Genomic DNA, 22,007 nt, shown 5'->3' on the forward strand with positions numbered 1-22,007 from the left:
CACGTAAAGCGCCCTAGCGCCGCAGAAACCCTTGTGGAAAGCGGCGTTAAGCCGTTTACAAGCTGCCCGGCATCTTAGCAGCGGCTTTTCACTTTATTCCATAAGTGCATCACAAACGCATATGGCAATCCTGAACATCCTTGAGTTTCCCGATCCACGCCTGCGCACCATCGCCAAACCGGTGGACGTGGTCGACGACGGCATTCGTCAGCTAATCGACGACATGTTCGAGACCATGTACGACGCGCCGGGCATTGGCCTGGCAGCGACGCAGGTCAACGTGCACAAGCGCGTGGTGGTCATGGACCTGTCCGAGGACAAGTCCGAGCCGCGGGTTTTCATCAACCCTGAGTTCGAGTTTCTCACCGACGAGATGGAGCAATACCAGGAAGGTTGCCTGTCCGTGCCGGGTTTCTACGAGAACGTCGACCGCCCGCAGAAGGTCAAGGTCAAGGCGCTGGACCGCGACGGCCAACCCTACGAACTGATCGCTGAAGGCCTGCTCGCAGTGTGCATCCAGCACGAGTGCGATCACCTCAACGGCAAGTTGTTCGTCGACTATCTATCCAATCTCAAGCGCGACCGGATCAAGAAGAAGCTGGAAAAGATCCACCGTCAGCAGGCTTGATTCCCGACACCAAAGGCTTGCAGCAGCAAGCCTTTTTTATTGACGAGTGTTTTAGATGCGCATCGTTTTTGCCGGAACGCCGGAATTCGCCGCCCAGCACCTGCAGGCTCTGCTCGACGCCAATAGGCAAGTGGTGGCGGTTTACACCCAGCCGGATCGGCCTGCAGGTCGCGGGCAGAAGCTGATGCCCAGCCCGGTCAAGCAGCTCGCGCTGCAGCACGGCATTGCCGTATATCAGCCGCAAACTCTGCGCGACCCGGCAGCTCAGGCGGAACTGGCGGGATTGCAGGCCGATCTGATGGTGGTGGTCGCCTACGGCTTGATCCTGCCGCAGGCGGTGCTGGATATGCCGCGCCTGGGTTGTATCAACAGCCATGCTTCGTTGCTGCCACGCTGGCGCGGTGCGGCGCCGATTCAGCGCGCCGTCGAGGCCGGCGATGCCGAATCCGGGGTCACGGTGATGCAGATGGAAGCCGGTCTGGATACCGGACCGATGCTGCTCAAGGTCAGCACACCGATCACAGCTGACGACACCGGCGGCAGCCTTCATGACCGCCTTGCCGAGCTCGGCTCGCGAGCAGTGGTCGAAGCGGTCACGGCGCTGGAAGCCGGTTCGCTGAAAGGCGAAGTGCAGGACGACCGCCTGGCGACTTATGCGCACAAGCTGAACAAGGATGAAGCGCGCCTCGACTGGAGCCGCCCGGCCGACGAGCTGGAACGTCTGATCCGCGCCTTCCATCCCTGGCCGATCTGTCACAGCAGCCTGGACGAAGCCGCCGTGAAGATTCACGCCGCACGTCTGGGGGACGGGCAGGGCGAGCCGGGTCAGATCATCGGTGCCGGCAAGGACGGTCTGCAGATCGCGTGCGGTGCAGACTCGTTGTTGATTACGCGCCTGCAACTACCAGGCGGCAAGCCGCTTGGTTTCAGCGATCTGTACAACAGCCGGCGTGAGCAATTCGCGCCGGGCAAGGTGTTCGAATAATGTCGATGAACCCGCGCCTCGCCGCGGCCCGTGCGCTCGGTGTGGTACTGGCCGGCAAAGCCTCGCTGAACAGCAGCCTGCCCGATGTGTTGAGCAAGGTCGACGCCCGCGACCGCGGCCTGACCCAGGAGCTGGCGTTCGGCGCTGCACGGTGGCAACCGCGTCTGGCCGGCCTTGCCGAACGCCTGCTGCAGAAGCCATTCAAGGCCGCCGATCGAGACGTCGAAGCGCTATTGCTGATCGGCCTGTATCAGCTGTTCTACACCCGCATACCGCCGCACGCCGCCATCGGCGAAACCGTCGGCTGCGCGGATAAGTTGAAAAAGCCATGGGCCAAGGGCCTGCTCAACGCCGTGCTGCGCAATGCCCAACGCGAAGGTGAAGCGCTGTTCGCCGAACTGGAGCGTGATCCGGTGATCCGTTTCGCCCATCCGCGCTGGCTGCAGAAATCGCTGAAGGCATACTGGCCGGAACACTGGGAGGCGATCTGCACCGCGAACAACATTCATCCGCCGATGATGCTGCGGGTCAACCGCCGTCAGACCGGGCGCGATGACTATCTCGCCGAGCTGCAGACGGCCGGTATCGAAGCCTTCCCCTGCAGCCACAGCGAGGACGGTATCCGCCTGGCCGAGGCCTGCGACGTCAATCTGTTGCCGGGCTTTGCCGAAGGGCGCGTCAGCGTGCAGGACGAAGCGGCGCAGCTGGCAGCCGGCCTGCTCGATCTGGCGCCCGACCAGCGCGTGCTGGACGCCTGCTGCGCGCCGGGTGGCAAGACCTGCCATATTCTCGAACGCGAGCCCAAGCTGGCGGAAGTCGTCGCGCTGGACCTGGAGCCCAAGCGGCTGCAGCGGGTGCAGGAAAATCTCGACCGCCTGCAACTGCAGGCACAGCTGGTTGCCGCCGATGCGCGTGCGACGGATCAATGGTGGGATGGCCGACCCTTTCAACGGATTCTGCTCGACGCGCCCTGTTCGGCGACCGGCGTGATTCGCCGTCATCCAGACATCAAGCTGGCCCGCCAGGCCGATGACATCGCGCCGCTGGCCGCGCTGCAGGGTGAAATGCTCGATGCGCTCTGGCCAACGTTGGCGGTCGGCGGCGTGCTGCTGTATGCCACCTGCTCGGTATTGCCGACCGAGAATCGCGAGGTGATCGAGGCGTTCCTGGCACGCATGCCTGGCGCGCGCCAGCTGGATCTGCCGAAAGGTTTCGGTGTCGAGCAGTCTCATGGCCGTCAGCTGCTGCCGCAGGAGAACGGCCATGACGGCTTCTATTACGCCAAACTGATGAAGATCGCGGCCCAACCCACGGCCAGCGTGTCTCAATGAGACAGGCCGGGGACATCGGTGGGCTGAAGCCCACCCTACGGCTTTGTGCCGGGCGGCGCTCCGCTTCAACCCACCGACAGGCAATCGACAAGTTTGGCCAATAATGGGCGTTGAAAGCTGCCCTTCAGGAGCGATTTCGTGAAAATCATCATTCTCGGTGCGGGGCAAGTGGGCGGTACGCTGGCCGAAAACCTCGCCAGTGAAGCCAACGATATCACCGTGGTCGACACCGATCCTGATCGCCTGCGCGATCTCGGTGATCGCCTGGACATTCGCACCGTGGTCGGCCGAGGTTCGTTTCCGACCGTGCTGCGGCAGGCCGGTGCGGACGACGCCGACATGCTGGTGGCGGTGACCAACAGCGATGAAACCAACATGGTTGCCTGTCAGGTTGCCTACACGCTGTTCCATACGCCGACGAAGATCGCCCGAGTACGTGAGTCCGTATACCTCACCCGCTCCAATCTGTTCAGCAACGAGGCGATACCGGTCGACGTGCTGATCAGCCCCGAGCAGGTGGTCACCAACTACATCAAGCGCCTGATCGAGCATCCCGGTTCGCTGCAGGTGATCGACTTTGCCGGTGGCAAAGCCCAGCTGGTCGCGGTGCGCGCCTACTATGGCGGGCCGCTGGTGGGCCAAGAGCTGCGCCAGATTCGCAAGCACATGCCCAACGTCGACACACGGGTAGCGGCGATCTTCCGTCGCAACCAGGCGATCCTGCCGACGGGCGATACGGTCATCGAGGCCGACGACGAGGTCTTCTTCATTGCAGCGCGTGCTCATATCCGCGCGGTGATGAGCGAAATGCGCCGACTCGACGATTCCTACCGCCGCATCGTCATCGCTGGCGGTGGACACATCGGCGAGCGCCTCGCCGAGGCAATCGAAAGCCGTTATCAGGTGAAAATCATCGAGATGAATCCGGCGCGCTGCCGCTACCTCTCGGACACCCTCGACAGCACCATCATCCTCCAGGGCAGCGCCTCGGACCGCGATCTACTGGTGGAGGAGAACATAAACGACGCCGATGTGTTCCTGGCGCTAACCAACGACGACGAGGCCAACATCATGTCGTCGCTACTGGCCAAGCGCCTGGGCGCGCGCAAGGTGATGTGCATCATCAACAACCCGGCTTACGTGGATCTGGTGCAGGGTGGCGAGATCGACATCGCCATCAGCCCCCAGCTGGCCACCATCGGCACGCTGCTGACGCACGTACGCCGCGGCGATATCGTCAGTGCCCACTCGCTGCGCCGGGGCGCGGCGGAGGCGATCGAAGTGATAGCCCATGGCGACTCGCGTTCGAGCAAGGTCGTCGGTCGCGCCATCGGCAAGATTACATTGCCGCCGGGCTCCACCATCGGAGCGGTGATTCGCGCCGAGCAGGTGCTGATCGCCCATGACGACACCGTCATCGAGTCGGGCGACCACGTGATTCTGTTCCTCGCCGACAAGAAGCACATTCGCGACGTGGAGCGGCTGTTCCAGGCGGGCCTCACCTTTTTCTGATCTGGCAGATTGCTGCCACCTTTTCACCGACGCCGGGCGAGCCTGGCGCCGCAGAAGCGACTGGATTCAAGCCAGACGGTATCTCTTTGCTTTTTTGACGCTGATTCGTGACGAATCGGCTCAAATAGCCTCTACATTTCCGTTAACTGCTCAGCTTTTGTATCCTCCAGTCAGGGATACGAAGCCAGTAAGCCCCATGACGGCGCTTCGTTAACCTGCGGTTATGGCAATAACAACAACCGAGGCAACCGCATTCAACACAGGTTTGACCACGTTCGCCCCTGGCGGCGGCCTCCTAAAGCTAATGATCCGCCTTGCGGATTTCAAAGGAACACAGGAGAGACACCCCATGAGGAATTTCAGCATCTCACCCATTGCCCGGCTACTGGTCGGTTGTACTGCGCTAGCGAGTGTGACCATCAGCAGCCTGGTCCAGGCCGATACCCTGGATGACATCAAGGACAGCAGTAGCGTCCGCATTGGCTACGCCAACGAAACCCCCTTCGCCTACACCGCCACCGACGGAAGCGTCACCGGCGAGTCCCCCGAGATCGTCGAAAAGATTTTCCAGCAGATGGGCATCGAGACCATCAACCCCGTCCTCACCGAATGGGGCTCGCTGATTCCCGGCCTGCGCGCCAGCCGCTTCGACCTCATCGCCGCCGGCATGTACATCACGCCGGAGCGCTGCAAGCAGGTGCTGTTCACCGATCCGCACTACCAGTTGCCCGATACCCTGCTGGTGAAAACCGGCAACCCGAAGAATCTGCGCAGCTACGCCGATATCGCCAACGACCCCGAGGCCAAGCTGGCCATCATGTCCGGCACGGTCAACCTCGCCTACGCACGCGAAGCTGGTATCAAGGATTCTCAGATCGTCCAGGTGCCCGACACCACTTCGCAACTGCAGGCCGTACGCACCGGCCGCGCCGACGCCGCCATCGGCACCCAACTGACCATGAAGGGTCTGGCCGAGAAGGCTGGCGATCAGGTCGAAGCCACCACTGACTTCAAGGACGACCCGGCCCACACCGGCTACGGTGCCCTGGCATTCCGCCCCCAAGACAAGGCGCTGCGGGATGCGGTCAATGCCGAGCTGAAGAAGTGGCTGGGCAGTGACGAGCACCTGAAAACCGTCGAGCCGTTCGGCTTCGATCGGTCGAACATCACCGACAAGACTGCCGAAGAGCTCTGTAGCGCTTGAATGGATTCGGCGCGGCCGCTAATGCCGCGCCGGACTTCCCTCGGTGAACAGTCCTTCGCTAGTGCTTCTGCCTCTGGTCGGTCGCCGCGCGTCATCGCGGTGCGCCGATTCACGCATGCCTGCTTCCCGCCGCCGGACGCAAGACGCCACGCGGCGGCCGGACCGCAGCCCGCTCACGCAGCCAGCCTTACCGGGTGCCATGCGATCCCAGCTCCAACATCCCCGGAGCCAACCGGAAATCCAAGATGAATGAATTACTTCCCCTTCTGCTGCAAGGCGCCTGGGTGACCGTACAGGTCACCTTCTGGGGCGCCTTGCTGGCCATTGCCGCAGCGCTGACTGGCGCACTGGGCCGGCTCTCGCCAATCGCACCGCTACGATGGCTGGCGATCACCTACATTGAGGTGTTTCGCGGCAGCTCGTTGCTGGTTCAGCTGTTCTGGCTTTATTTTGTGTTGCCGATGCCGCCGTTCAATCTGTCCATGAGCGCCTTCAGCGTCGCGGTCGTCGGCCTCGGTCTGAACATTGGCGCCTATGGCGCGGAAGTGCTGCGCGGCGCCATACGTTCGGTGCACGAAGGGCAGTACGAGGCATGCCAGGCGCTGAACATGACTGCCTGGCAGCGCTTGCGCCGAGTGATCCTGCCGCAGGCCTTGCTGGCGGCGATCCCGCCGGGCACCAACTTGTTGATCGAGCTGCTGAAGAACACCTCGCTGGTTTCGTTGATCACCCTGTCGGATCTGGCATTTCGTGCGCGCCAGCTGGATCAGGCCACGCTGATGACGCTGGAAATCTTCGGCCTGGCACTGGTCATGTATTTCGTTCTTGCGCAGATCATCAACTTCTCCATGCGCATGCTCGAACGGCGCCTGGCGCGCGGACGCGTGCGGGGAGGGCTGTCATGAATTTCTTCGATTGGGCATTCGCCCTGGAGATTCTTCCCAGGCTGCTCGATGCCTCGCTGAAGACCATCGGCATCACCCTGGCCGGCTTTTCCATTGCTATCGTCCTGGGCCTGTTTCTCGCCGTGGGCCGACGCAGCCGGCAGCGCTGGCTGTCATGGCCGATAACCGGGCTGATCGAATTCATCCGCAGCACGCCGCTGCTGATTCAGGTGTATTTCCTGTTCTTCGTGTTGCCCAACTACGGTCTCAATCTCTCGGCGCTACAGGCCGGCATCATCGGCATCGCGCTGCACTACGCCTGCTACACCGCCGAGGTCTACCGTGCCGGGCTCGATGCTGTGCCGCGTGCGCAATGGGAAGCGGTGACGGCATTGAACATGAAGCCGCTCAATGCCTACCGCACGATCATCCTGCCGCAGGCCCTGCGGCCCATTCTGCCGGCGCTGGGCAATTACCTGATCTCGATGCTCAAGGACACGCCGGTGCTGTCCGCAATTACCGTGGTGGAAATCATGCAACGGGCCAAGAACATCGGCTCGGAGCATTTCCGCTATCTGGAACCGATCACCATGGTCGGTCTGTTTTTCCTCATTCTCAGTCTCGGCCTCGCCTGGTTCGTGCGCCGTCTGGAAAACCGTATGGAGCTCGCCCGATGAACGCAGTGATGCCAACTACCGAAAACTCGAACCCGATCGCTGCGGCCAACGAGCCGGAAATCATGGTGCAGTTTCGCGACGTGTCCAAGCGTTACGGTGACCTGACCGTGCTCAACCATCTCGATCTGGATGTGCGCAACGGCGAAAAGGTCGCCATCATCGGCCCCAGCGGGTCCGGCAAATCCACGCTGCTACGCGCCCTGATGACGCTGGAGGACATCGACGAGGGCGTGATCATGGTCGATGACGAGCCGCTGACGCATATGCCCGGCACCAACGGCGAACTGGTCCGAGCCAACGCCCGGCACTTGCGCCGAGTGCGTGGCAAGGTCGGCATGGTGTTCCAGAGCTTCAATCTGTTTCCGCACATGAGCACCCGGCAGAACGTGATGGAAGCGCCGGTGCAGGTGCTGGGCCTGTCAAAAAAGGAAGCGCGCGAACGCGCCGAGGAATTGCTGGCCATGGTTGGGCTGGAAGACAAGCTCGAGCATTACCCGTCGCAGCTGTCCGGCGGCCAGCAACAGCGCGTGGCCATTGCCCGAGCGCTGGCGATGCGGCCCAAGGTGATGCTGTTCGATGAGGTGACTTCGGCGCTGGACCCCGAGCTGTGCGGCGAAGTGCTCAACGTCATCCGCCGACTGGGCGACGCGCATAGCCTGACCATGCTGATGGTCACTCACCAGATGGGCTTCGCCCGGGAGTTCGCCGACCGCGTATGCTTCTTCAACGAAGGCCGGATCCACGAGCAGGGCACGCCGGAAGAGCTGTTCGGCAATCCGCAGAAAACGCGCACTCAGGAGTTTCTCAGCGCGGTCACTCAGGCAAGCTAGACGCCGTGGCAGGGCCGGTTCGATCTGCGATGATCGCCGGCCCTGTCGCGTGTGATCTCACAAGGGGAGCGCAGATGCTCGAATCACTGGAAAAGATGCTGGCCAAAGGCATGGACAATCCCATGCTGCGCTTCGGCCTCGGCAAGGGTTATCTGGATGCCGGCGACCCGGCGCAGGCTGCGACGCACCTACAGCGCTGCGTCGAACAGGATCCCAACTATTCCGCGGCCTGGAAACTATTGGGCAAAGCGTTGCAGGCCAGCGGTGACCGCGACGGCGCGCGTCGGGCCTGGGAGCAGGGCGTGGTCGCGTCGCAAGCACACGGCGACAAACAGGCGGAAAAGGAGATGGGCGTGTTTCTGCGCAAGCTGAACAAGCAGGCCGACAGCTAGCGTCCTGAATCGGCAGCAAGCTGTGCAGTTCCGGCGACGCCTTTAGCTCCGCCAATCCAATCGGCAGGTTCGGCTTCAGCTGTCCTGCACGAAGCGCAAGCCGACGCCTTCGGCATCGACACGCATCACTTCCATCTGCAGCACAGGCGCCGGAATCGGCAGATCCTGTACCTGTCCGCTGACGATCATGCCGGGCCGAAGCTCGGTCAGCTGAGGGTGTTTGACGTATACGCCGCCATCGGACAGATCGCGCGTGTGGGCGAGCACCTCGCCAAAGGACTCATGGGTGATGCGTATCCGGCACTTCATAGGCGCGCGTGGATGCTGTCGCTGGTTGGCCATCTGACGTTCCTGTTGTCTTCGTTAGCTTTCAGTACCAGCGACGCTCGCCGGTAGGGCGCTTCTTGAAGCGCTTCATGGTCCACATGTACTGGCTCGGCCAGGTGCGCACATAGCGCCCGATGACGTCGCTCATGGCCGCGACCGCGACTTCGACATTCTCGTCGTACATAGCCGGCGGTGCCGCTTCGATGATCACCTTGTAGCCCGAACCGTCCTCCAGACGCAACGCATGGAGGAACACGCCGATGGCCTTGCCTCCGGTGAGCATGCCGGGTACGAATTTGCTGGTCAGCGCCTGCGTCCCGAGGAAGGGGACGAACACGCCGGAACCTTCGCTGGGCTCCGGATCCGCAGGAATACCCACAGCGCCGCCGCGGCGCACTTCCTTGATCACGCTGATGATGCCTTCGCGGGTCGAAGGCGCGACCTTGTTGCCCAGCTGCACACGCTGGCGTTGCAGGAGATCATCGACGGCCTTGAGCTTCGGTGGGCGGTAAAAAATGATCGGCTTGCACTGCGCGCAGTAGAAGTGATTGAGCACTTCCCAGTTGCCCAGATGGCTGGTGATGCCGACGACGCCCTTGCCGGACGCCAAGGCCTGTTCCAGTACTTCGAGCCCTTCGACCTGCCTGACCAGCTGCAACGTCTTGTCCGCCGGCCAGATCCAGGCGCAGGCGCTTTCGGTAAAGGCTTTGCCGATCTGCTGCAGGCTTCGTCCCAACAGCGCTTCCTGTTCGGCGGCAGACAGTTCAGGGAAACATTTGGCCAGATTGATCCGGGCGACCTCGCGGGAACGGTTGGGCAACTTCCACATCAACCAGCCGATGGCTCCGCCCACTCCTTGCACCGCGCGCCAGGGCAGCAGGGCGAACAGGCGCAGGAAACCGACCACCAGCGCACCTTTGAACTTGTCCAAGGATCTCTCCCGAAAAATCAAAGCCGCTAGTGTAACTGCTTCCAGTGTTCGGCTACTCGTACTAGGCGCTGACCGAGGTGTAGGCGAGTATCGGGTAGCGCTCGCAATCGCTGGTGTGGTCCATAACCATGCCGCAGGCCTGCATATAGGCGTAGCAGATGGTCGGGCCGACGAAACTGAAGCCGGCCTTCTTCAGCGCGCGGCTCATGGCCTCGGCTTCAGGAGTTACCGCCGGAACCTCGCTGCGCGACCGGAAATGGTTGACCTTAGGTTGGCCGCCGACGAACGACCATAGCCAGCCAACCGGATCTTCCAGTTCCAGCCAGCGCTGGGCATTGCGCCTTGCAGCTTCGAGCTTGCGTCGGTTGCGGATGATGCCCGCGTCGAGCATACGTTCGTCGATTTCGGCGTCGCTCATCTGCGCCAGCCGCTGCGGATCGAAACCGAACAGCACCTGGCGATACCGCTCACGTTTGCGCAAGACGGTAATCCACGACAGCCCGGCCTGAAAGGCTTCGAGGATCAGGAATTCGAACAGAACCTGGGGATCACGGTTCGGCACACCCCATTCGCTGTCGTGATAGTCGATGTACAGCGGGTCATCGGTGCACCAGGCGCAACGCGGCATTTTTTCCACTCCTCGAAAGCGGCATGAGCAGAGTGCGGATGTCACCGCAGGCATCCAACCCAAAGGCAAGCGCCACCACGGGTTTGAGCCGTTATCGGGTATACTCCGGGGCTTTCTGTCGAAGCCAGCACAGGTGAAATTTTGACCCAGCCTACGCCTGCCGTGCGCACCTTCCAAGACCTGATCCTCGCCCTGCAAAGTTACTGGGCGGAGCAGGGTTGCGTCGTCCTGCAACCCTATGACATGGAAATGGGCGCCGGTACTTTCCACACCGCCACTTTCCTGCGCGCAGTCGGTCCCGAGACCTGGAATGCGGCCTACGTCCAGCCTTCACGCCGCCCGGCCGACGGCCGTTATGGCGAGAACCCCAACCGCCTGCAGCACTACTACCAGTTTCAGGTAGTGCTGAAGCCCAACCCGGACAACATTCAGGACCTGTACCTAGAGTCGCTGCGCCGCATAGGCGTGGATACCTCGGTGCATGACGTGCGCTTCGTCGAGGACAACTGGGAGTCGCCGACACTGGGCGCTTGGGGGCTAGGTTGGGAAGTCTGGCTGAACGGCATGGAAGTCACCCAGTTCACCTACTTCCAGCAGGTCGGTGGCATCGAATGCTACCCGGTGACCGGCGAGATCACCTACGGCTTGGAGCGCCTGGCCATGTACCTGCAGGGCGTCGATTCGGTCTACGACCTGATCTGGACCGACGGCCCGTTCGGCACCGTCACCTATGGCGATGTGTTCCATCAGAACGAGGTGGAGCAATCGACCTACAACTTCGAGCACGCCAATGTCGACAAGCTGTTCGAGCTGTTCGATTTCTACGAGTCGGAAGCCAACCGGCTGATCGAGCTGGAACTGCCATTGCCGACCTACGAAATGGTGCTCAAAGCCTCGCATACCTTCAACCTGCTGGATGCCCGTCGCGCCATCTCAGTGACGGCGCGTCAGCAGTACATCCTTCGTGTCCGTGCGCTGGCTCGTGCGGTGGCGCAGAGCTACCTGCAGGCCCGCGCCAAACTCGGCTTCCCCATGGCGGCCCCCGACCTGCGAGATGAAGTACTGGCCAAGCTGGAGGCAGCAGAATGAGCGCACTGGATTTCTTGGTCGAACTTGGCACCGAAGAGCTGCCGCCCAAGGCGTTGGGCAAGTTGTCTGATGCCTTCCGCACTGGTATCGAGAAAGGCTTGAAAGAAGCCGGCCTCAAGCATGGTCGGGTACAGGCGTTCGCCGCGCCGCGACGTCTTGCGGTGCTGATCGAGCAGCTCGATACCGAGCAGCCCGATCGCAGCATCAACCTCGATGGTCCGCCCCTGCAGGCCGCCTTCGACGCCGAGGGCGAGCCGACCCAGGCTGCGCTGGGCTTTGCCCGCAAGTGTGGCGTCGATCTGTCAGAGATCGACCGCAGCGGCCCGAAACTCCGTTACAGCCGCTCGATCCCCGGCCAGCCGACCGCCGAGCTGTTACCTGGCATCGTCGAAACCTCGCTGAACGAGCTGCCGATTCCCAAGCGCATGCGCTGGGCCGCGCGCAAGGAAGAATTTGTTCGTCCTACTCAGTGGCTGGTGATGCTGCTGGGTGATCAGGTCATCGATTGCACCATTCTCGCGCAGCGCGCTGGACGCGAATCGCGCGGCCACCGTTTCCACAATCCGGCGCCGGTGCGTATCGCCAAGCCGACCAGCTACCTCGAAGACCTGCGCGCAGCCCATGTGATCGCCGACTTCGCCGCGCGCCGCGAGCTGATCGCCAAGCGCGTCGAGCAGCTGGCAAGCGAGCAGAGCGGCACCGCCATCGTGCCGCCGGCCCTGCTCGATGAGGTCGCCGCACTGGTCGAATGGCCGGTTCCGCTGGTGTGTTCCTTCGAGGAACGCTTCTTGGAAGTCCCTCAGGAAGCACTGATCACTACCATGCAGGACAATCAGAAGTACTTCTGCCTGCTGGATACCAACGGCAAGCTGCTGCCGCGTTTCATCACCGTGGCCAACATCGAATCGAAAGACCCGGCGCAGATCGTCGCCGGTAACGAGAAGGTGGTGCGCCCGCGCCTGACCGACGCCGAATTCTTCTTCAAGCAGGACAAGAAGCAGAAGCTGGAAAGTTTCAACGAACGGCTGAAGAACGTGATCTTCCAGGCGCAGCTGGGCACCGTTTACGACAAGGCCGTGCGGGTATCGCAGCTCGCCGCTTTCATCGCCGAGCGCACCGACGGCAATCCGCAATGGGCCGCCCGTGCCGGCCTGTTGAGCAATTGCGATCTGGCTACCGAAATGGTCGGCGAGTTCCCGGAAATGCAGGGCATTGCCGGTTACTACTACGCGCTCAACGATGGCGAGCCGCAGGACGTGGCGCTGGCGTTGAACGAACAGTACATGCCGCGAGGTGCCGGCGCCGAGCTGCCAAGTACCCGTACGGGTGCGATTCTGGCGGTGGCGGACAAGCTGGACACGCTGGTCGGAATCTTCGGCATTGGCATGCTGCCCACCGGCAGCAAGGACCCCTACGCGCTGCGTCGTGCGGCGCTGGGCATCCTGCGCATCCTCATCGAGAAGCAACTGGATCTCGATCTGGTGGAGGCGATGAATTTCGCCATTGGTCAGTTCGGCAGCCAGGTGAAAGCGGCCGGCTTGGCCGATCAGGTACTGGAGTTCATCTTCGATCGCCTGCGTGCTCGTTATGAAGATGAGGGAATCGAAGTCGCTTCCTATCTGTCGGTACGTGCCGTGCAGCCGGGCTCTGCGCTGGATTTCGATCAGCGTGTACAGGCGGTGCAGGCGTTCCGCACGTTACCGGAAGCAGAAGCGCTGGCAGCGGCCAACAAGCGTGTCTCGAACCTACTGAGCAAGTTCGAAGCGAAGCTGCCGGAAACCGTCGAGCCCCGCTGGTTCGACAATGCCACCGAGTTCTCGCTGTATTCGGCGCTGCAACAGGCCGAACAGGCCGTGCAACCGCTCGCTGCGGCACGCCAGTATCGCGAGGCGCTCGAGCGCCTGGCGCATCTGCGCGGCCCGGTGGATGCCTTCTTCGAGGCGGTACTGGTCAATGCCGAAGACGCTTCGGTACGCGCCAACCGCTATGCCTTGCTCGCCCGGTTGAGAGGACTGTTCCTTGGCGTCGCCGATATTTCCGCACTTGGCTAAGCCGGTGAAACTGATAGTGCTCGACCGCGACGGCGTCATCAACGAGGACTCCGATGCCTATGTGAAGACCCTGGATGAATGGATTCCGATTCCAGGCTCTCTCCAGGCCATCGCCAGCCTGTGCAAGGCGGGCTGGACGGTGGCGGTTGCCACCAACCAGTCCGGTCTGGCGCGAGGCATGTTCGATGCCTCGATGCTCGACGATATGCACTTCAAGATGCAGCAGCTGGTGATGGAGCAGGGCGGACGCATCGACCTGATCATGCATTGCCCGCATGGTCCGGACGATGGCTGTGACTGCCGTAAGCCCCTGCCGGGGCTGTTCCAAAAAATTGCCGAGCATTTCCATTTGTCCGATCTCAAAGGTGTACCGGTGGTCGGTGACAGCCATCGTGATCTGCATGCAGGCATGCTCTTGGGCGGTGCGCCTTACCTGGTCAGGACTGGCAAGGGCATGCGTACTCTGAAAGGCGCACTGCCGCCTGGAACTCAGGTATTCGATGATCTCGCGGCGGTTGCCGAACATCTGCTGAGGGCATCGTGATGAACCTTCTGTTTGCTGCTCGGATTGCGCTGTTCTATTTCCTTCTGGCCTTCACCGCTTTTGCCTGGTGCCTGGTCTGCCTGGTCTGCGCGCCGTTCATGGCATTCCGCATGCGCTATCGCTTCGTGGTACAGAACTGGTGCCGCTGCGCCGTATGGCTGGGTAAGACGCTGGTCGGCCTGCGCTACGAGGTGCACGGTGCGGAGAACGTCCCGTCGCGCCCCTGCGTGATTCTGGCCAAGCACCAGAGCACCTGGGAAACCTTTTTCCTGTCGGCATACTTCGAGCCCCTGACCCAGGTGCTCAAGCGTGAGTTGCTGCGTGTGCCGTTCTTTGGCTGGGCGATCATGCTGCTCAAACCCATCGCTATCGATCGCGACAATCCCAAGGCGGCATTGCGTCAGGTGGCCAAGCAAGGTCATGAGCGTCTGGAGCAAGGCGCCTGGGTGCTGATTTTCCCGGAAGGCACGCGCGTACCGGTTGGCGAGCAGGGTAAGTTCTCCCGCAGCGGGGCGGCGCTTGCCGTCAACGCTGGGCTGCCGGTCCTGCCGATCGCACATAACGCCGGCATGTTCTGGCCCAAGACTGGTTGGGGCAAGATTCCCGGTACCATTCAGGTGGTCATTGGCCCAGCCATGCATGCCGAAAGCGAAGGCCCTCGCGCTGTCGCTGAACTCAATCAGCGCGCTGAAGACTGGATCAATGCGCAGGTCAGACGACTCGAAGGCGGTGCCTGAAAGGCGGAATGGAGCAGGGCAGAGTCCAATGAAAAGGGGGAGCAGACCGAAATCTGCTCCCCCTTTTTCGTGCCCGTCAGGCTCAGTCTTCGACGGAGCTGCGGATCAGGTGGTCGAACGCACTCAGCGAAGCCTTGGCGCCTTCGCCGACGGCGATGACGATCTGCTTGTACGGCACCGTGGTGACGTCGCCCGCCGCGAAAATGCCCGGCAGCGAGGTCTCACCCCGCGCATCGACGATGATCTCGCCGCGCGAAGTCAGTTCGACGGTGCCCTTCAGCCAATCGGAGTTCGGCAGCAGGCCGATCTGCACGAAGATGCCTTCCAGTTCCAGGTTGTGGAACTCGCTGGAGTTGCGGTCCTTGTAGGTCAGTCCGGTGACCTTCTGGCCGTCGCCGATGACCTCACTGGTCAGCGCGCTGGTGATCACGGTGACGTTGGGCAGGCTGTGCAGCTTCTTCTGCAGCACGGCGTCGGCACGCAATTGGCTGTCGAACTCGATCAGCGTGACGTGAGCGACGATGCCGGCCAGGTCGATGGCCGCTTCGACACCAGAGTTGCCGCCGCCGATCACCGCTACGCGCTTGCCCTTGAACAGCGGGCCGTCGCAGTGCGGGCAGTAGGCGACGCCACGGCCACGGTATTGCTGCTCGCCCGGCACGTTCATTTCACGCCAGCGGGCACCGGTGGCGAGGATCAGCGTCTTGGCCCTGAGCGAGCCGCCGTTTTCCAGCTTGATTTCGTGCAGGCCGCCTTCGCCGCTAGCCGGTATCAGAGCCGCAGCGCGCTGCAGGTTCATGATGTCGACGTCGTATTCGCGTACGTGGTTTTCCAGCGCACGGGCCAGCTTCGGGCCTTCGGTCTCGTTGACCGAGATGAAGTTTTCGATGGCCATGGTGTCCAGTACCTGACCGCCGAAACGCTCGGCCGCCACGCCGGTACGGATACCTTTGCGCGCGGCGTAAATGGCCGCGGCCGCTCCGGCCGGACCACCGCCGACGACGAGCACGTCGAAGGCGTCCTTGGCGCTGAGCTTCTCGGCATCACGCGCCGAGGCGCCGGTGTCGAGCTTGGCGAGGATTTCTTCTTCGCCCATGCGGCCTTGTCCGAACAGTTCACCGTTGAGGTAGATGCTCGGTACGGACATGATCTGCCGGGCTTCGACTTCGTCTTGGAACAGCGCGCCGTCGATGGCGACGTGGCGGATGTTCGGGTTGAGCACGGCCATCAGGTTCAGCGCCTGGACCACGTCGGGGCAGTTCTGGCAGGACAGCGAGAAGTAGGTCTCGAAGCTGTAGTCGCCTTCGATGTTCTTGATCTGCTCGATGACTTCCGGTGCGGTCTTCGACGGATGGCCGCCGACCTGCAGCAGGGCGAGCACCAGAGAGGTGAACTCGTGGCCCATCGGGATGCCGGCGAAACGCAGGCTGATGTTGCCACCGATGCGGTTGAGTGCGAACGACGGACGACGAGCATCATCACCATCGGTGCGCAGGGTGATCTGGTCGCTCAGGCTGGCGATGTCTTGCAGCAGGGCGAGCATTTCCTGGGATTTCTCACCGTCATCGAGGGACGCGACGATCTCGAACGGCTGAATGACCTTTTCCAGATAGGCTTTCAACTGGGTTTTGAGATTGGTATCCAGCATATGATTACCTCTTAGTAGTTTCGAAAGTCGATGATTCAAAAGCTTCAATGAGAGAGAGCTTATAGAGCGCAAGGGAATTTCGAAAATTGATTAAAACAAGCAGGACGATGGGTTAAGGCTATCGAATGAGCGAAAATTTTTATGTTCCACGTGAAACAAAAAACCCGGCAAAGCCGGGTTTTGTAGTACGAGACGAGACGGAGCGGTGTCGGTGGGCAACAAACCTGTCATCCATGACTATTGAAAATCAATGACTTACAAGAGGAATGAGCATACTTATTGACATGCTTGCGCAGCATAAAGTGGCATTTTTCGCCGGGATGACCGTAATAAATGTCATTTTCCGCATAGCTTGCTGATCAAACCCACAAGCCGGGGGAAGGCTGCCTTTCAACAAGGATTGGCAACCTGTCAATGCTGCCCAGACTAGGGGAGAAGTCAGGCTGATGGAAGCCCAAATTCATCTCTGGTCGTTGGTAAACCCCCCTTACCAGTGTACCCAGACTGCCCTCTGGTGGAGGGCTACGAACGGTTGATCTGGTTGAAGAGCTCCCGCGCGGCCTCCCTGGCTCTCGCATCATCTAAAGCGCTTAGCGATTCAAGCTGAACGCCCTCGTCCCCATCGACGTATAGGGGGCCACCTTGGTCATCATCGTATTCCTGGCCTGAATACAGACCGCCATCGTGGTATGCCCGCAGCGTACTTTCGCGCAAGTCAGTTCCCAGACGCTCAGCAAGGTACACCCAGACCCAGCTCTGGAATAAGTTGCCCCGGTCATCTTCATCGATCAGATCACGCATCGCATCGACGTCACCATGCAGAGCTGCCTGATGATTCCAATGACTTGCGGAATCAACATCGCCGGTTCCCTCAGCCAACCAGGCCAAAGAGCTCATCGCCTTCACATGGCCTAAACCTGCGGCCTCCTTGTACCAATGCTCAGCTTGCCCATGGTCGCCTCGATGCTCAGCACCTTGTGCCTTCTCAAGGGCAATATCTAACCTGGCATCAGCCCATCCCAAACGTGCAGCCTCATTCAGATGAAGTGCTTCTCGCTCGGCATTAAGCAGTTGAGTCTTATAGGCAATCGCCCATTCGAGCTGTACCCCATCAAGATCACGGCCTTGCTCCATCAGCGAGTACCAATAGGACGAGCCCTCCTCCTCTCTGAGGTCGTCACCTCTATATATAAGTGCCAAAGCGTAGTGAGCTGCCGCGCTACCTCTCGACGCGGCGCCGTTCAGGCCACCAACCAAAAGTGCGATTTTTGCGGGGTCGAGTGATGGTGACGGATTGCCTGCTGACTCAGAGTCCAAGGCTTCATCCTCGCCCTCATCAACCTCATACCATTCTTCTGAAGATGCCCAATGATTCTGTTGCAGGGCATCTATAACGGACTCAACAGAGGTAACCCCCAGACGCTGATCAGCAATCATGCTTAGCAAGGCCACACCAGCCGAGTCAGCAACCGCTTCATAACCCAACTCGGCTAATCGACGGTGAAGTGTTGCTAAGGAGGAAGCTACAAGCTCTTGCGGGCGCTCCATTACGGCCATGATATGCGCCGCATCCAACGAAGCGCGGGTATTGAACCCGAAGCTCGCTGCAAATAGCTCATAGACATGCGAGTGGCGAAATGATCGCTGAGTAGCAGACTCAAGCTGTTGCTTGGTGGCGTAGACGAGTTCTTTGATAGCCATGAAACCAAACCTCATCGCCTGACGTACGGAGCGAACGGCACACGTTTAAGCCCCGAACATCCAGGCTTGGAAGGGTTTCTCAGCTAGAGAGATATGAATCGAAGGAATGCGAAGCCTTTTTTAACTCGTGTGCAAGTTGGGCGGGCGCCTGCGACAGATTCTAGCTAGCAATCTGTCGCAAAGTCGAGCATGTCGCCACTGTCAGATTGTCCTGAAGAGTCCACGCACAAGCCACAAGCGAATATCGTCCAGATTTATAAGAAATTATGGCTCAGCAATAATTGAGTATTTTTTGAGCTATCGCCGTCATCCGGAGTGCAGGAATTTCATTGCTGAGCAGCATGCTGGCCTACCAACACCCCAGTAAGCCCATTAGCAAAAAATAGTTCGTTGGATAGCCCGCCAAGCAGCGAACAGAGACCTTTACTCAGGAGGCTATCAAGCTTCCGGACAGCGAGAGATCAGGGGCGGCAAGGGACTTCCCTTACGCCCTAGTTGAAATCACCTGGTAAGAGCAATCGCAGCCTGCCACTGAATGGCCCGGGTTTCTGAAGGCCGGCCCACCTCAGACGTTAATTCCCATTTAGGACTGAACAGCCCGACGCAAAAAAACCCGCCGAAGCGGGTTCGTAGGAGCATGGTGGATCAGGTGAGATCTACCACCGGAGCACTCGGGCCATATCCCTTAACCGCCGCGATACCACCATCACGTGCTTGAGCAGAGGTATACATTTCACTCTTGCCAATGACCTGCCCATTACCTGCATGCAGAGTGAAGTAGTACTGGACGTTTAAGGATGTCAGCCTTTTGTAATTGGCATCGTGTGGGGAGTTGATCCTCGCCGACTGGATACCATTCTGGCAGTTCGCCTTAGTTGTATAGCCTTCGCTAGCAAGGATCTTCTCTCCATTAGGCGCCTTCAAACGGAAGTAGTACTGACGATCCGCTCCCAGGAAAATCTCGTATTTCGCGCTCATAAGCTGCTCCTATTTCTCTTTCCGCACGCCTTTGAACGGCGTCTCGTCCGATGTTTTCACGTCCATGAACTGGAGTACCGTAGTGATTCGCCCGTCGTCATCGAAGCTATTGAACGCCTGCATACCCGTGCGAAGAGAGCAGAGTGCCTTGGTTTTGAGAGTTCTGGCGTCTCGAACCAGCTTCATAAATAGTCCCCGTTAACTGGCTGTTCTAGCTGCCAATCCATCATCAAATCGCAGCTATGGCTGCGCTACGTTTTTATAGCCAACATCAATGAAGGTACGGGTGTACGTCAATCTGGAAAATGGTCACACTTCCCATCAGAGTGGCTGCTGATGCCCAGCTGGCGCCCTCACTGCAACGGAATATGTGCCCTCTACCGGGCCAACATGACTAGGACTGTTCCAAGCCCCAACGGGCACATCACATGAATAAGTTAAATAGCTCTCGGCAAGCACCTCACTCGCCGATCGATAGCTATTAACCACGTTAAGGCCACCAATGAGCCCCGCCACGATTCAAGACCAAAGCCAAATCAAGTGGATTTCTGACTTCATCTGGAACATCGCTGACGACCGACTACGCGACGTCTACGTGCGCGGCAAGTACCGCGATGTGATCCTGCCCTTCACAGTGCTGCGACGGCTCGATGCCGTGCTAGAAACTACCAAGAATGCTGTGCTGGAGCGCAAGAAGCTCCTTGATGCCCACAATGTGGCAGAGCAGGACGGCGCACTACGTGATGCAGCCAAGCAGGCGTTTTACAACGTCTCTGAATTCACCCTGGCCAAGCTGAAGGCCAGCGCGGCAGGGCAGCGCCTGCGCGACGACTTCACCGATTATCTTGACGGCTTCTCGCCTAATGTTCAGGAGATTCTTGCAAAGTTCAACTTCCGCAATCAGATCCAGAAGCTCGTCGACTCTCACGTGCTCGGCTACCTGATCGAGGATTTCCTCGACCCCGAGATCAACCTCTCGCCACTACCTGTCAAAGATACTGATGGCAGCATAAAGCTCCCGGCGCTGGACAATCACGGCATGGGTACTGTGTTCGAAGAGCTGATTCGTCGCTTCAACGAAGACAACAACCTAGAAGCCGGTGAACACTACACGCCACGCGACGTTGTAAAGCTCATGGCTAAGTTATTGTTCCTGCCAGTCGCAGACTTTATCGAATCCAGCACCTACTCCCTTTACGACGGCAGCTGCGGCACGGGCGGCATGCTGACCGTTGCTGAGGAAGCATTGCACGAGCTAGCAGAGGAACACGGTAAGGAGGTGTCCATCCACCTGTTCGGCCAGGAGATCAGTGACGAAACCTACGCTATCTGCAAGGCTGACTTGCTCTTGAAGGGCGAAGGAGCCGAGGCCGAGAACATCGTAGGCGGTGCAGACAAATCGACCCTGTCCTCCGACCATTTCCGTTCGCGCGAATTCGATTTCATGATCTCCAACCCGCCCTATGGCAAGAGTTGGAAGACCGATCTGGAGCGCATGGGTGGCAAGAAGGAATTCAACGACCCGCGCTTTATCGTCAGCCACGCGGGCGAGTCTGAGTTCAAGCTCATCACCCGTTCCAGCGACGGGCAGCTCATGTTCCTGGTAAACAAGCTGCAAAAGATGAAGCACAACACGCCGCTGGGCAGTCGCATCGCGCTGGTGCATAACGGCTCGGCGCTGTTTACCGGTGACGCAGGCCAAGGTGAGAGCAACATCCGCCGCTGGGTGCTGGAGAACGACTGGCTAGAATCGATCATCGCCCTGCCACTCAACATCTTCTACAACACCGGCATCGCCACCTACATCTGGGTGCTAGCTAACAAGAAGTCCGAAGAGCGCCGTGGCAAGGTGCAGTTGATCGACGCATCGCAATGGTTTCAGCCGCTGCGCCGCAACCTCGGCAAGAAGAACTGCGAATTGAGTGATTCCGACATTGCCTGCATCCTCGACCTATACCTTGGCGAGGCACAGCAAACCGTCCAGTCCAAATGGTTCGATACCCAGGACTTTGGCTATTGGAAGATCACCGTCGAGCGCCCGCTGCGCCTGAAAAGCCAGCTTTCCGACGAGCGCATCCAGCCCCTTCGTTTTGCCTCCGGCGACGAGGTACTGCGCGCCGAGATCTACGCCACCCACGGCGAGGCGCTCTATACCGAGTTCACCAACCGCAAATCCGCCATCGAGGCATGGCTGAAAGGCGAGGACGAGAACGAAGACGACGACAGCGAAGACAGCGAAGACAGCGACAGCGGCGATGACAGTGAGGCTCCCGCCGCCCGCAAAGCCGTGCCTGCCAAACGCCGCAAGAAGCTGCTCGACGCAGCGACGTGGCAGCGCGACAAGGCGCTGATGGAAGTGGCACAACGCGCGCAAAAGGCACTGGGTAGCGCCGTGTTCGACGATCACAATGAGTTTCGCACCCGCTTCGATGCTGCGCTCAAGACACAGGGCGACAAACTTGGTGCACCGGAGAAAAAGGCCATCTACAAGGCAGTAAGCTGGCGAGATGAAACAGCTCCGCCCGTTATTGCCAAACGCACAAAACTCAAAGCCTCTGACCCCTTTGTGGGGGATAACGATGGTCGTTATCTGTTGGAGGATCACAACCACCGCGAAGTTGTGGAATATGAATCAGACACCGATCTGCGCGACACCGAGCAGGTTCCGTTGAAAGAGCCAGGCGGTATCGATGCCTTCTTTGCCCGCGAAGTGCTACCGCATGCACCAGATGCTTGGATTGCCAGGGACAAAACCCAGATCGGCTACGAGATTTCGTTTGCCCGCTATTTCTATAAGCCCGCGCCACTGCGCACGCTGGCAGAAATCCGTGCCGACATCCTCGCGCTGGAGCAGCAAAGCGAAGGCTTACTGCACAAGATCGTGGGGCGCGCTTAATGACGCTGGCAAACGCGTACCCGGCCTATCGCGC

21 protein-coding genes are annotated in these 22,007 nt (G+C 60.0%); 14 read left to right on the plus strand and 7 right to left on the minus strand.

Annotation, left to right across the window (positions count from 1 at the left end; genetic code table 11):
* The first annotated feature begins 121 nt into the window (after positions 1-121).
* From def to V6943_RS04385, 9 genes are all read left to right on the plus strand, one after another.
* Positions 122-628 carry a peptide deformylase gene (def, locus tag V6943_RS04345; RefSeq protein ID WP_168426000.1) on the plus strand — a complete coding sequence of 169 codons (507 nt, stop codon included), beginning with the start codon at positions 122-124 and terminating at the stop codon, positions 626-628.
* Positions 629-683: 55 nt separating this feature from the next.
* Positions 684-1,613: a methionyl-tRNA formyltransferase gene (fmt, locus tag V6943_RS04350; protein ID WP_340552715.1), complete on the plus strand. Its 930-nt coding sequence runs from the start codon at positions 684-686 to the stop codon at positions 1,611-1,613.
* Positions 1,614-1,618: 5 nt separating this feature from the next.
* Entirely contained in the window at positions 1,619-2,944 is a 1,326-nt protein-coding gene (gene rsmB, locus V6943_RS04355; RefSeq protein WP_340553029.1) for a 16S rRNA (cytosine(967)-C(5))-methyltransferase RsmB, read from the plus strand.
* 138 nt (positions 2,945-3,082) lie between these two features.
* Positions 3,083-4,456: a Trk system potassium transporter TrkA gene (gene trkA / locus V6943_RS04360; RefSeq protein WP_131649166.1), complete on the plus strand. Its 1,374-nt coding sequence runs from the start codon at positions 3,083-3,085 to the stop codon at positions 4,454-4,456.
* 349 nt (positions 4,457-4,805) lie between these two features.
* Entirely contained in the window at positions 4,806-5,660 is an 855-nt protein-coding gene (ehuB, locus tag V6943_RS04365) for an ectoine/hydroxyectoine ABC transporter substrate-binding protein EhuB (RefSeq protein ID WP_340552716.1), read from the plus strand.
* 245 nt (positions 5,661-5,905) lie between these two features.
* Positions 5,906-6,565 carry an ectoine/hydroxyectoine ABC transporter permease subunit EhuC gene (gene ehuC, locus V6943_RS04370; RefSeq protein WP_340552717.1) on the plus strand — a complete coding sequence of 220 codons (660 nt, stop codon included), beginning with the start codon at positions 5,906-5,908 and terminating at the stop codon, positions 6,563-6,565.
* Positions 6,562-7,221 carry an ectoine/hydroxyectoine ABC transporter permease subunit EhuD gene (ehuD, locus tag V6943_RS04375; protein WP_340552718.1) on the plus strand — a complete coding sequence of 220 codons (660 nt, stop codon included), beginning with the start codon at positions 6,562-6,564 and terminating at the stop codon, positions 7,219-7,221. The genes ehuC and ehuD overlap by 4 nt, the downstream gene beginning before the upstream one ends.
* Complete coding sequence (gene ehuA, locus V6943_RS04380; protein WP_340552719.1) at positions 7,218-8,051, plus strand: ectoine/hydroxyectoine ABC transporter ATP-binding protein EhuA; 834 nt, start codon at positions 7,218-7,220, stop codon at positions 8,049-8,051. Before ehuD ends, ehuA begins: the two co-directional genes overlap by 4 nt.
* Before the next feature lie 74 nt (positions 8,052-8,125).
* The gene (locus tag V6943_RS04385) at positions 8,126-8,443 is read left to right on the plus strand and encodes a tetratricopeptide repeat protein (RefSeq protein ID WP_340552720.1); all 318 of its coding nucleotides are present in this window, start codon (positions 8,126-8,128) and stop codon (positions 8,441-8,443) included.
* 75 nt (positions 8,444-8,518) lie between these two features.
* Here the strand turns inward: V6943_RS04385 and V6943_RS04390 are convergent, their stop codons facing one another.
* The 3 genes from V6943_RS04390 to V6943_RS04400 form a co-directional block, all read right to left on the minus strand.
* Complete coding sequence (locus V6943_RS04390; RefSeq protein WP_256056345.1) at positions 8,519-8,785, minus strand: PilZ domain-containing protein; 267 nt, start codon at positions 8,783-8,785, stop codon at positions 8,519-8,521.
* Between the two features lie 28 nt (positions 8,786-8,813).
* Positions 8,814-9,701 (minus strand): lysophospholipid acyltransferase, encoded by an 888-nt coding sequence (locus V6943_RS04395; protein ID WP_340552721.1) that lies wholly within the window; start codon positions 9,699-9,701, stop codon positions 8,814-8,816.
* A gap of 61 nt (positions 9,702-9,762) precedes the next feature.
* Complete coding sequence (locus V6943_RS04400; protein WP_340552722.1) at positions 9,763-10,329, minus strand: DNA-3-methyladenine glycosylase I; 567 nt, start codon at positions 10,327-10,329, stop codon at positions 9,763-9,765.
* A 141-nt stretch (positions 10,330-10,470) separates the two neighbouring features.
* Between V6943_RS04400 and glyQ the strand changes: the two genes are divergently transcribed.
* Genes glyQ through V6943_RS04420 form a run of 4 tightly spaced genes read left to right on the plus strand, consistent with a single transcriptional unit; the run spans position 10,471 to position 14,750 of the window.
* On the plus strand, positions 10,471-11,418 hold the full coding sequence (gene glyQ / locus V6943_RS04405; protein ID WP_131649157.1) for a glycine--tRNA ligase subunit alpha: 948 nt from the start codon (positions 10,471-10,473) through the stop codon (positions 11,416-11,418).
* Positions 11,415-13,469, plus strand: a complete 2,055-nt coding sequence (glyS, locus tag V6943_RS04410; RefSeq protein WP_340552723.1) for a glycine--tRNA ligase subunit beta — start codon at positions 11,415-11,417, stop codon at positions 13,467-13,469. The genes glyQ and glyS overlap by 4 nt, the downstream gene beginning before the upstream one ends.
* Positions 13,470-13,473: 4 nt before the next feature.
* Positions 13,474-14,013, plus strand: coding sequence for a D-glycero-beta-D-manno-heptose 1,7-bisphosphate 7-phosphatase (gene gmhB / locus V6943_RS04415; RefSeq protein WP_131649155.1), 540 nt, complete (start codon positions 13,474-13,476; stop codon positions 14,011-14,013).
* The gene (locus tag V6943_RS04420) at positions 14,013-14,750 is read left to right on the plus strand and encodes a lysophospholipid acyltransferase family protein (RefSeq protein ID WP_131649154.1); all 738 of its coding nucleotides are present in this window, start codon (positions 14,013-14,015) and stop codon (positions 14,748-14,750) included. Before gmhB ends, V6943_RS04420 begins: the two co-directional genes overlap by 1 nt.
* A gap of 82 nt (positions 14,751-14,832) precedes the next feature.
* Here the strand turns inward: V6943_RS04420 and ahpF are convergent, their stop codons facing one another.
* The 4 genes from ahpF to V6943_RS04440 all read right to left on the minus strand — a co-directional run bounded on the left by ahpF (position 14,833) and on the right by V6943_RS04440 (position 19,263).
* Entirely contained in the window at positions 14,833-16,398 is a 1,566-nt protein-coding gene (gene ahpF, locus V6943_RS04425) for an alkyl hydroperoxide reductase subunit F (RefSeq protein WP_340552724.1), read from the minus strand.
* Positions 16,399-16,920: 522 nt separating this feature from the next.
* Entirely contained in the window at positions 16,921-18,099 is a 1,179-nt protein-coding gene (locus V6943_RS04430; RefSeq protein ID WP_340552725.1) for a hypothetical protein, read from the minus strand.
* 645 nt (positions 18,100-18,744) lie between these two features.
* Positions 18,745-19,077, minus strand: coding sequence for a YegP family protein (locus V6943_RS04435; protein WP_340552726.1), 333 nt, complete (start codon positions 19,075-19,077; stop codon positions 18,745-18,747).
* A 9-nt stretch (positions 19,078-19,086) separates the two neighbouring features.
* A complete protein-coding gene (locus V6943_RS04440; RefSeq protein WP_340552727.1) occupies positions 19,087-19,263 on the minus strand; it encodes a hypothetical protein in 177 nt (58 codons plus the stop codon).
* A 316-nt stretch (positions 19,264-19,579) separates the two neighbouring features.
* Between V6943_RS04440 and V6943_RS04445 the strand changes: the two genes are divergently transcribed.
* Positions 19,580-21,973 (plus strand): type I restriction-modification system subunit M, encoded by a 2,394-nt coding sequence (locus V6943_RS04445; RefSeq protein ID WP_340552728.1) that lies wholly within the window; start codon positions 19,580-19,582, stop codon positions 21,971-21,973.
* The last annotated feature ends 34 nt before the right edge of the window (positions 21,974-22,007 follow it).

Source organism: Pseudomonas sp. CBC3 (assembly GCF_037967085.1).
Lineage (GTDB): Bacteria > Pseudomonadota > Gammaproteobacteria > Pseudomonadales > Pseudomonadaceae > Stutzerimonas.

Coding starts and splice junctions, on each gene's coding strand:
- V6943_RS04390 (WP_256056345.1), bottom strand. CDS start 8,785: ATGGCCAACCAGCGACAGCATCCACGCGCGCCTATGAAGTGCCGGATA.
- ehuB (WP_340552716.1), top strand. CDS start 4,806: ATGAGGAATTTCAGCATCTCACCCATTGCCCGGCTACTGGTCGGTTGT.
- V6943_RS04445 (WP_340552728.1), top strand. CDS start 19,580: ATGAGCCCCGCCACGATTCAAGACCAAAGCCAAATCAAGTGGATTTCT.
- V6943_RS04435 (WP_340552726.1), bottom strand. CDS start 19,077: ATGAGCGCGAAATACGAGATTTTCCTGGGAGCGGATCGTCAGTACTAC.
- rsmB (WP_340553029.1), top strand. CDS start 1,619: ATGAACCCGCGCCTCGCCGCGGCCCGTGCGCTCGGTGTGGTACTGGCC.
- V6943_RS04400 (WP_340552722.1), bottom strand. CDS start 10,329: ATGCCGCGTTGCGCCTGGTGCACCGATGACCCGCTGTACATCGACTAT.
- def (WP_168426000.1), top strand. CDS start 122: ATGGCAATCCTGAACATCCTTGAGTTTCCCGATCCACGCCTGCGCACC.
- V6943_RS04385 (WP_340552720.1), top strand. CDS start 8,126: ATGCTCGAATCACTGGAAAAGATGCTGGCCAAAGGCATGGACAATCCC.
- V6943_RS04420 (WP_131649154.1), top strand. CDS start 14,013: ATGAACCTTCTGTTTGCTGCTCGGATTGCGCTGTTCTATTTCCTTCTG.
- ehuA (WP_340552719.1), top strand. CDS start 7,218: ATGAACGCAGTGATGCCAACTACCGAAAACTCGAACCCGATCGCTGCG.
- ehuC (WP_340552717.1), top strand. CDS start 5,906: ATGAATGAATTACTTCCCCTTCTGCTGCAAGGCGCCTGGGTGACCGTA.
- fmt (WP_340552715.1), top strand. CDS start 684: ATGCGCATCGTTTTTGCCGGAACGCCGGAATTCGCCGCCCAGCACCTG.
- ehuD (WP_340552718.1), top strand. CDS start 6,562: ATGAATTTCTTCGATTGGGCATTCGCCCTGGAGATTCTTCCCAGGCTG.
- V6943_RS04440 (WP_340552727.1), bottom strand. CDS start 19,263: ATGAAGCTGGTTCGAGACGCCAGAACTCTCAAAACCAAGGCACTCTGC.
- V6943_RS04430 (WP_340552725.1), bottom strand. CDS start 18,099: ATGGCTATCAAAGAACTCGTCTACGCCACCAAGCAACAGCTTGAGTCT.
- ahpF (WP_340552724.1), bottom strand. CDS start 16,398: ATGCTGGATACCAATCTCAAAACCCAGTTGAAAGCCTATCTGGAAAAG.
- glyS (WP_340552723.1), top strand. CDS start 11,415: ATGAGCGCACTGGATTTCTTGGTCGAACTTGGCACCGAAGAGCTGCCG.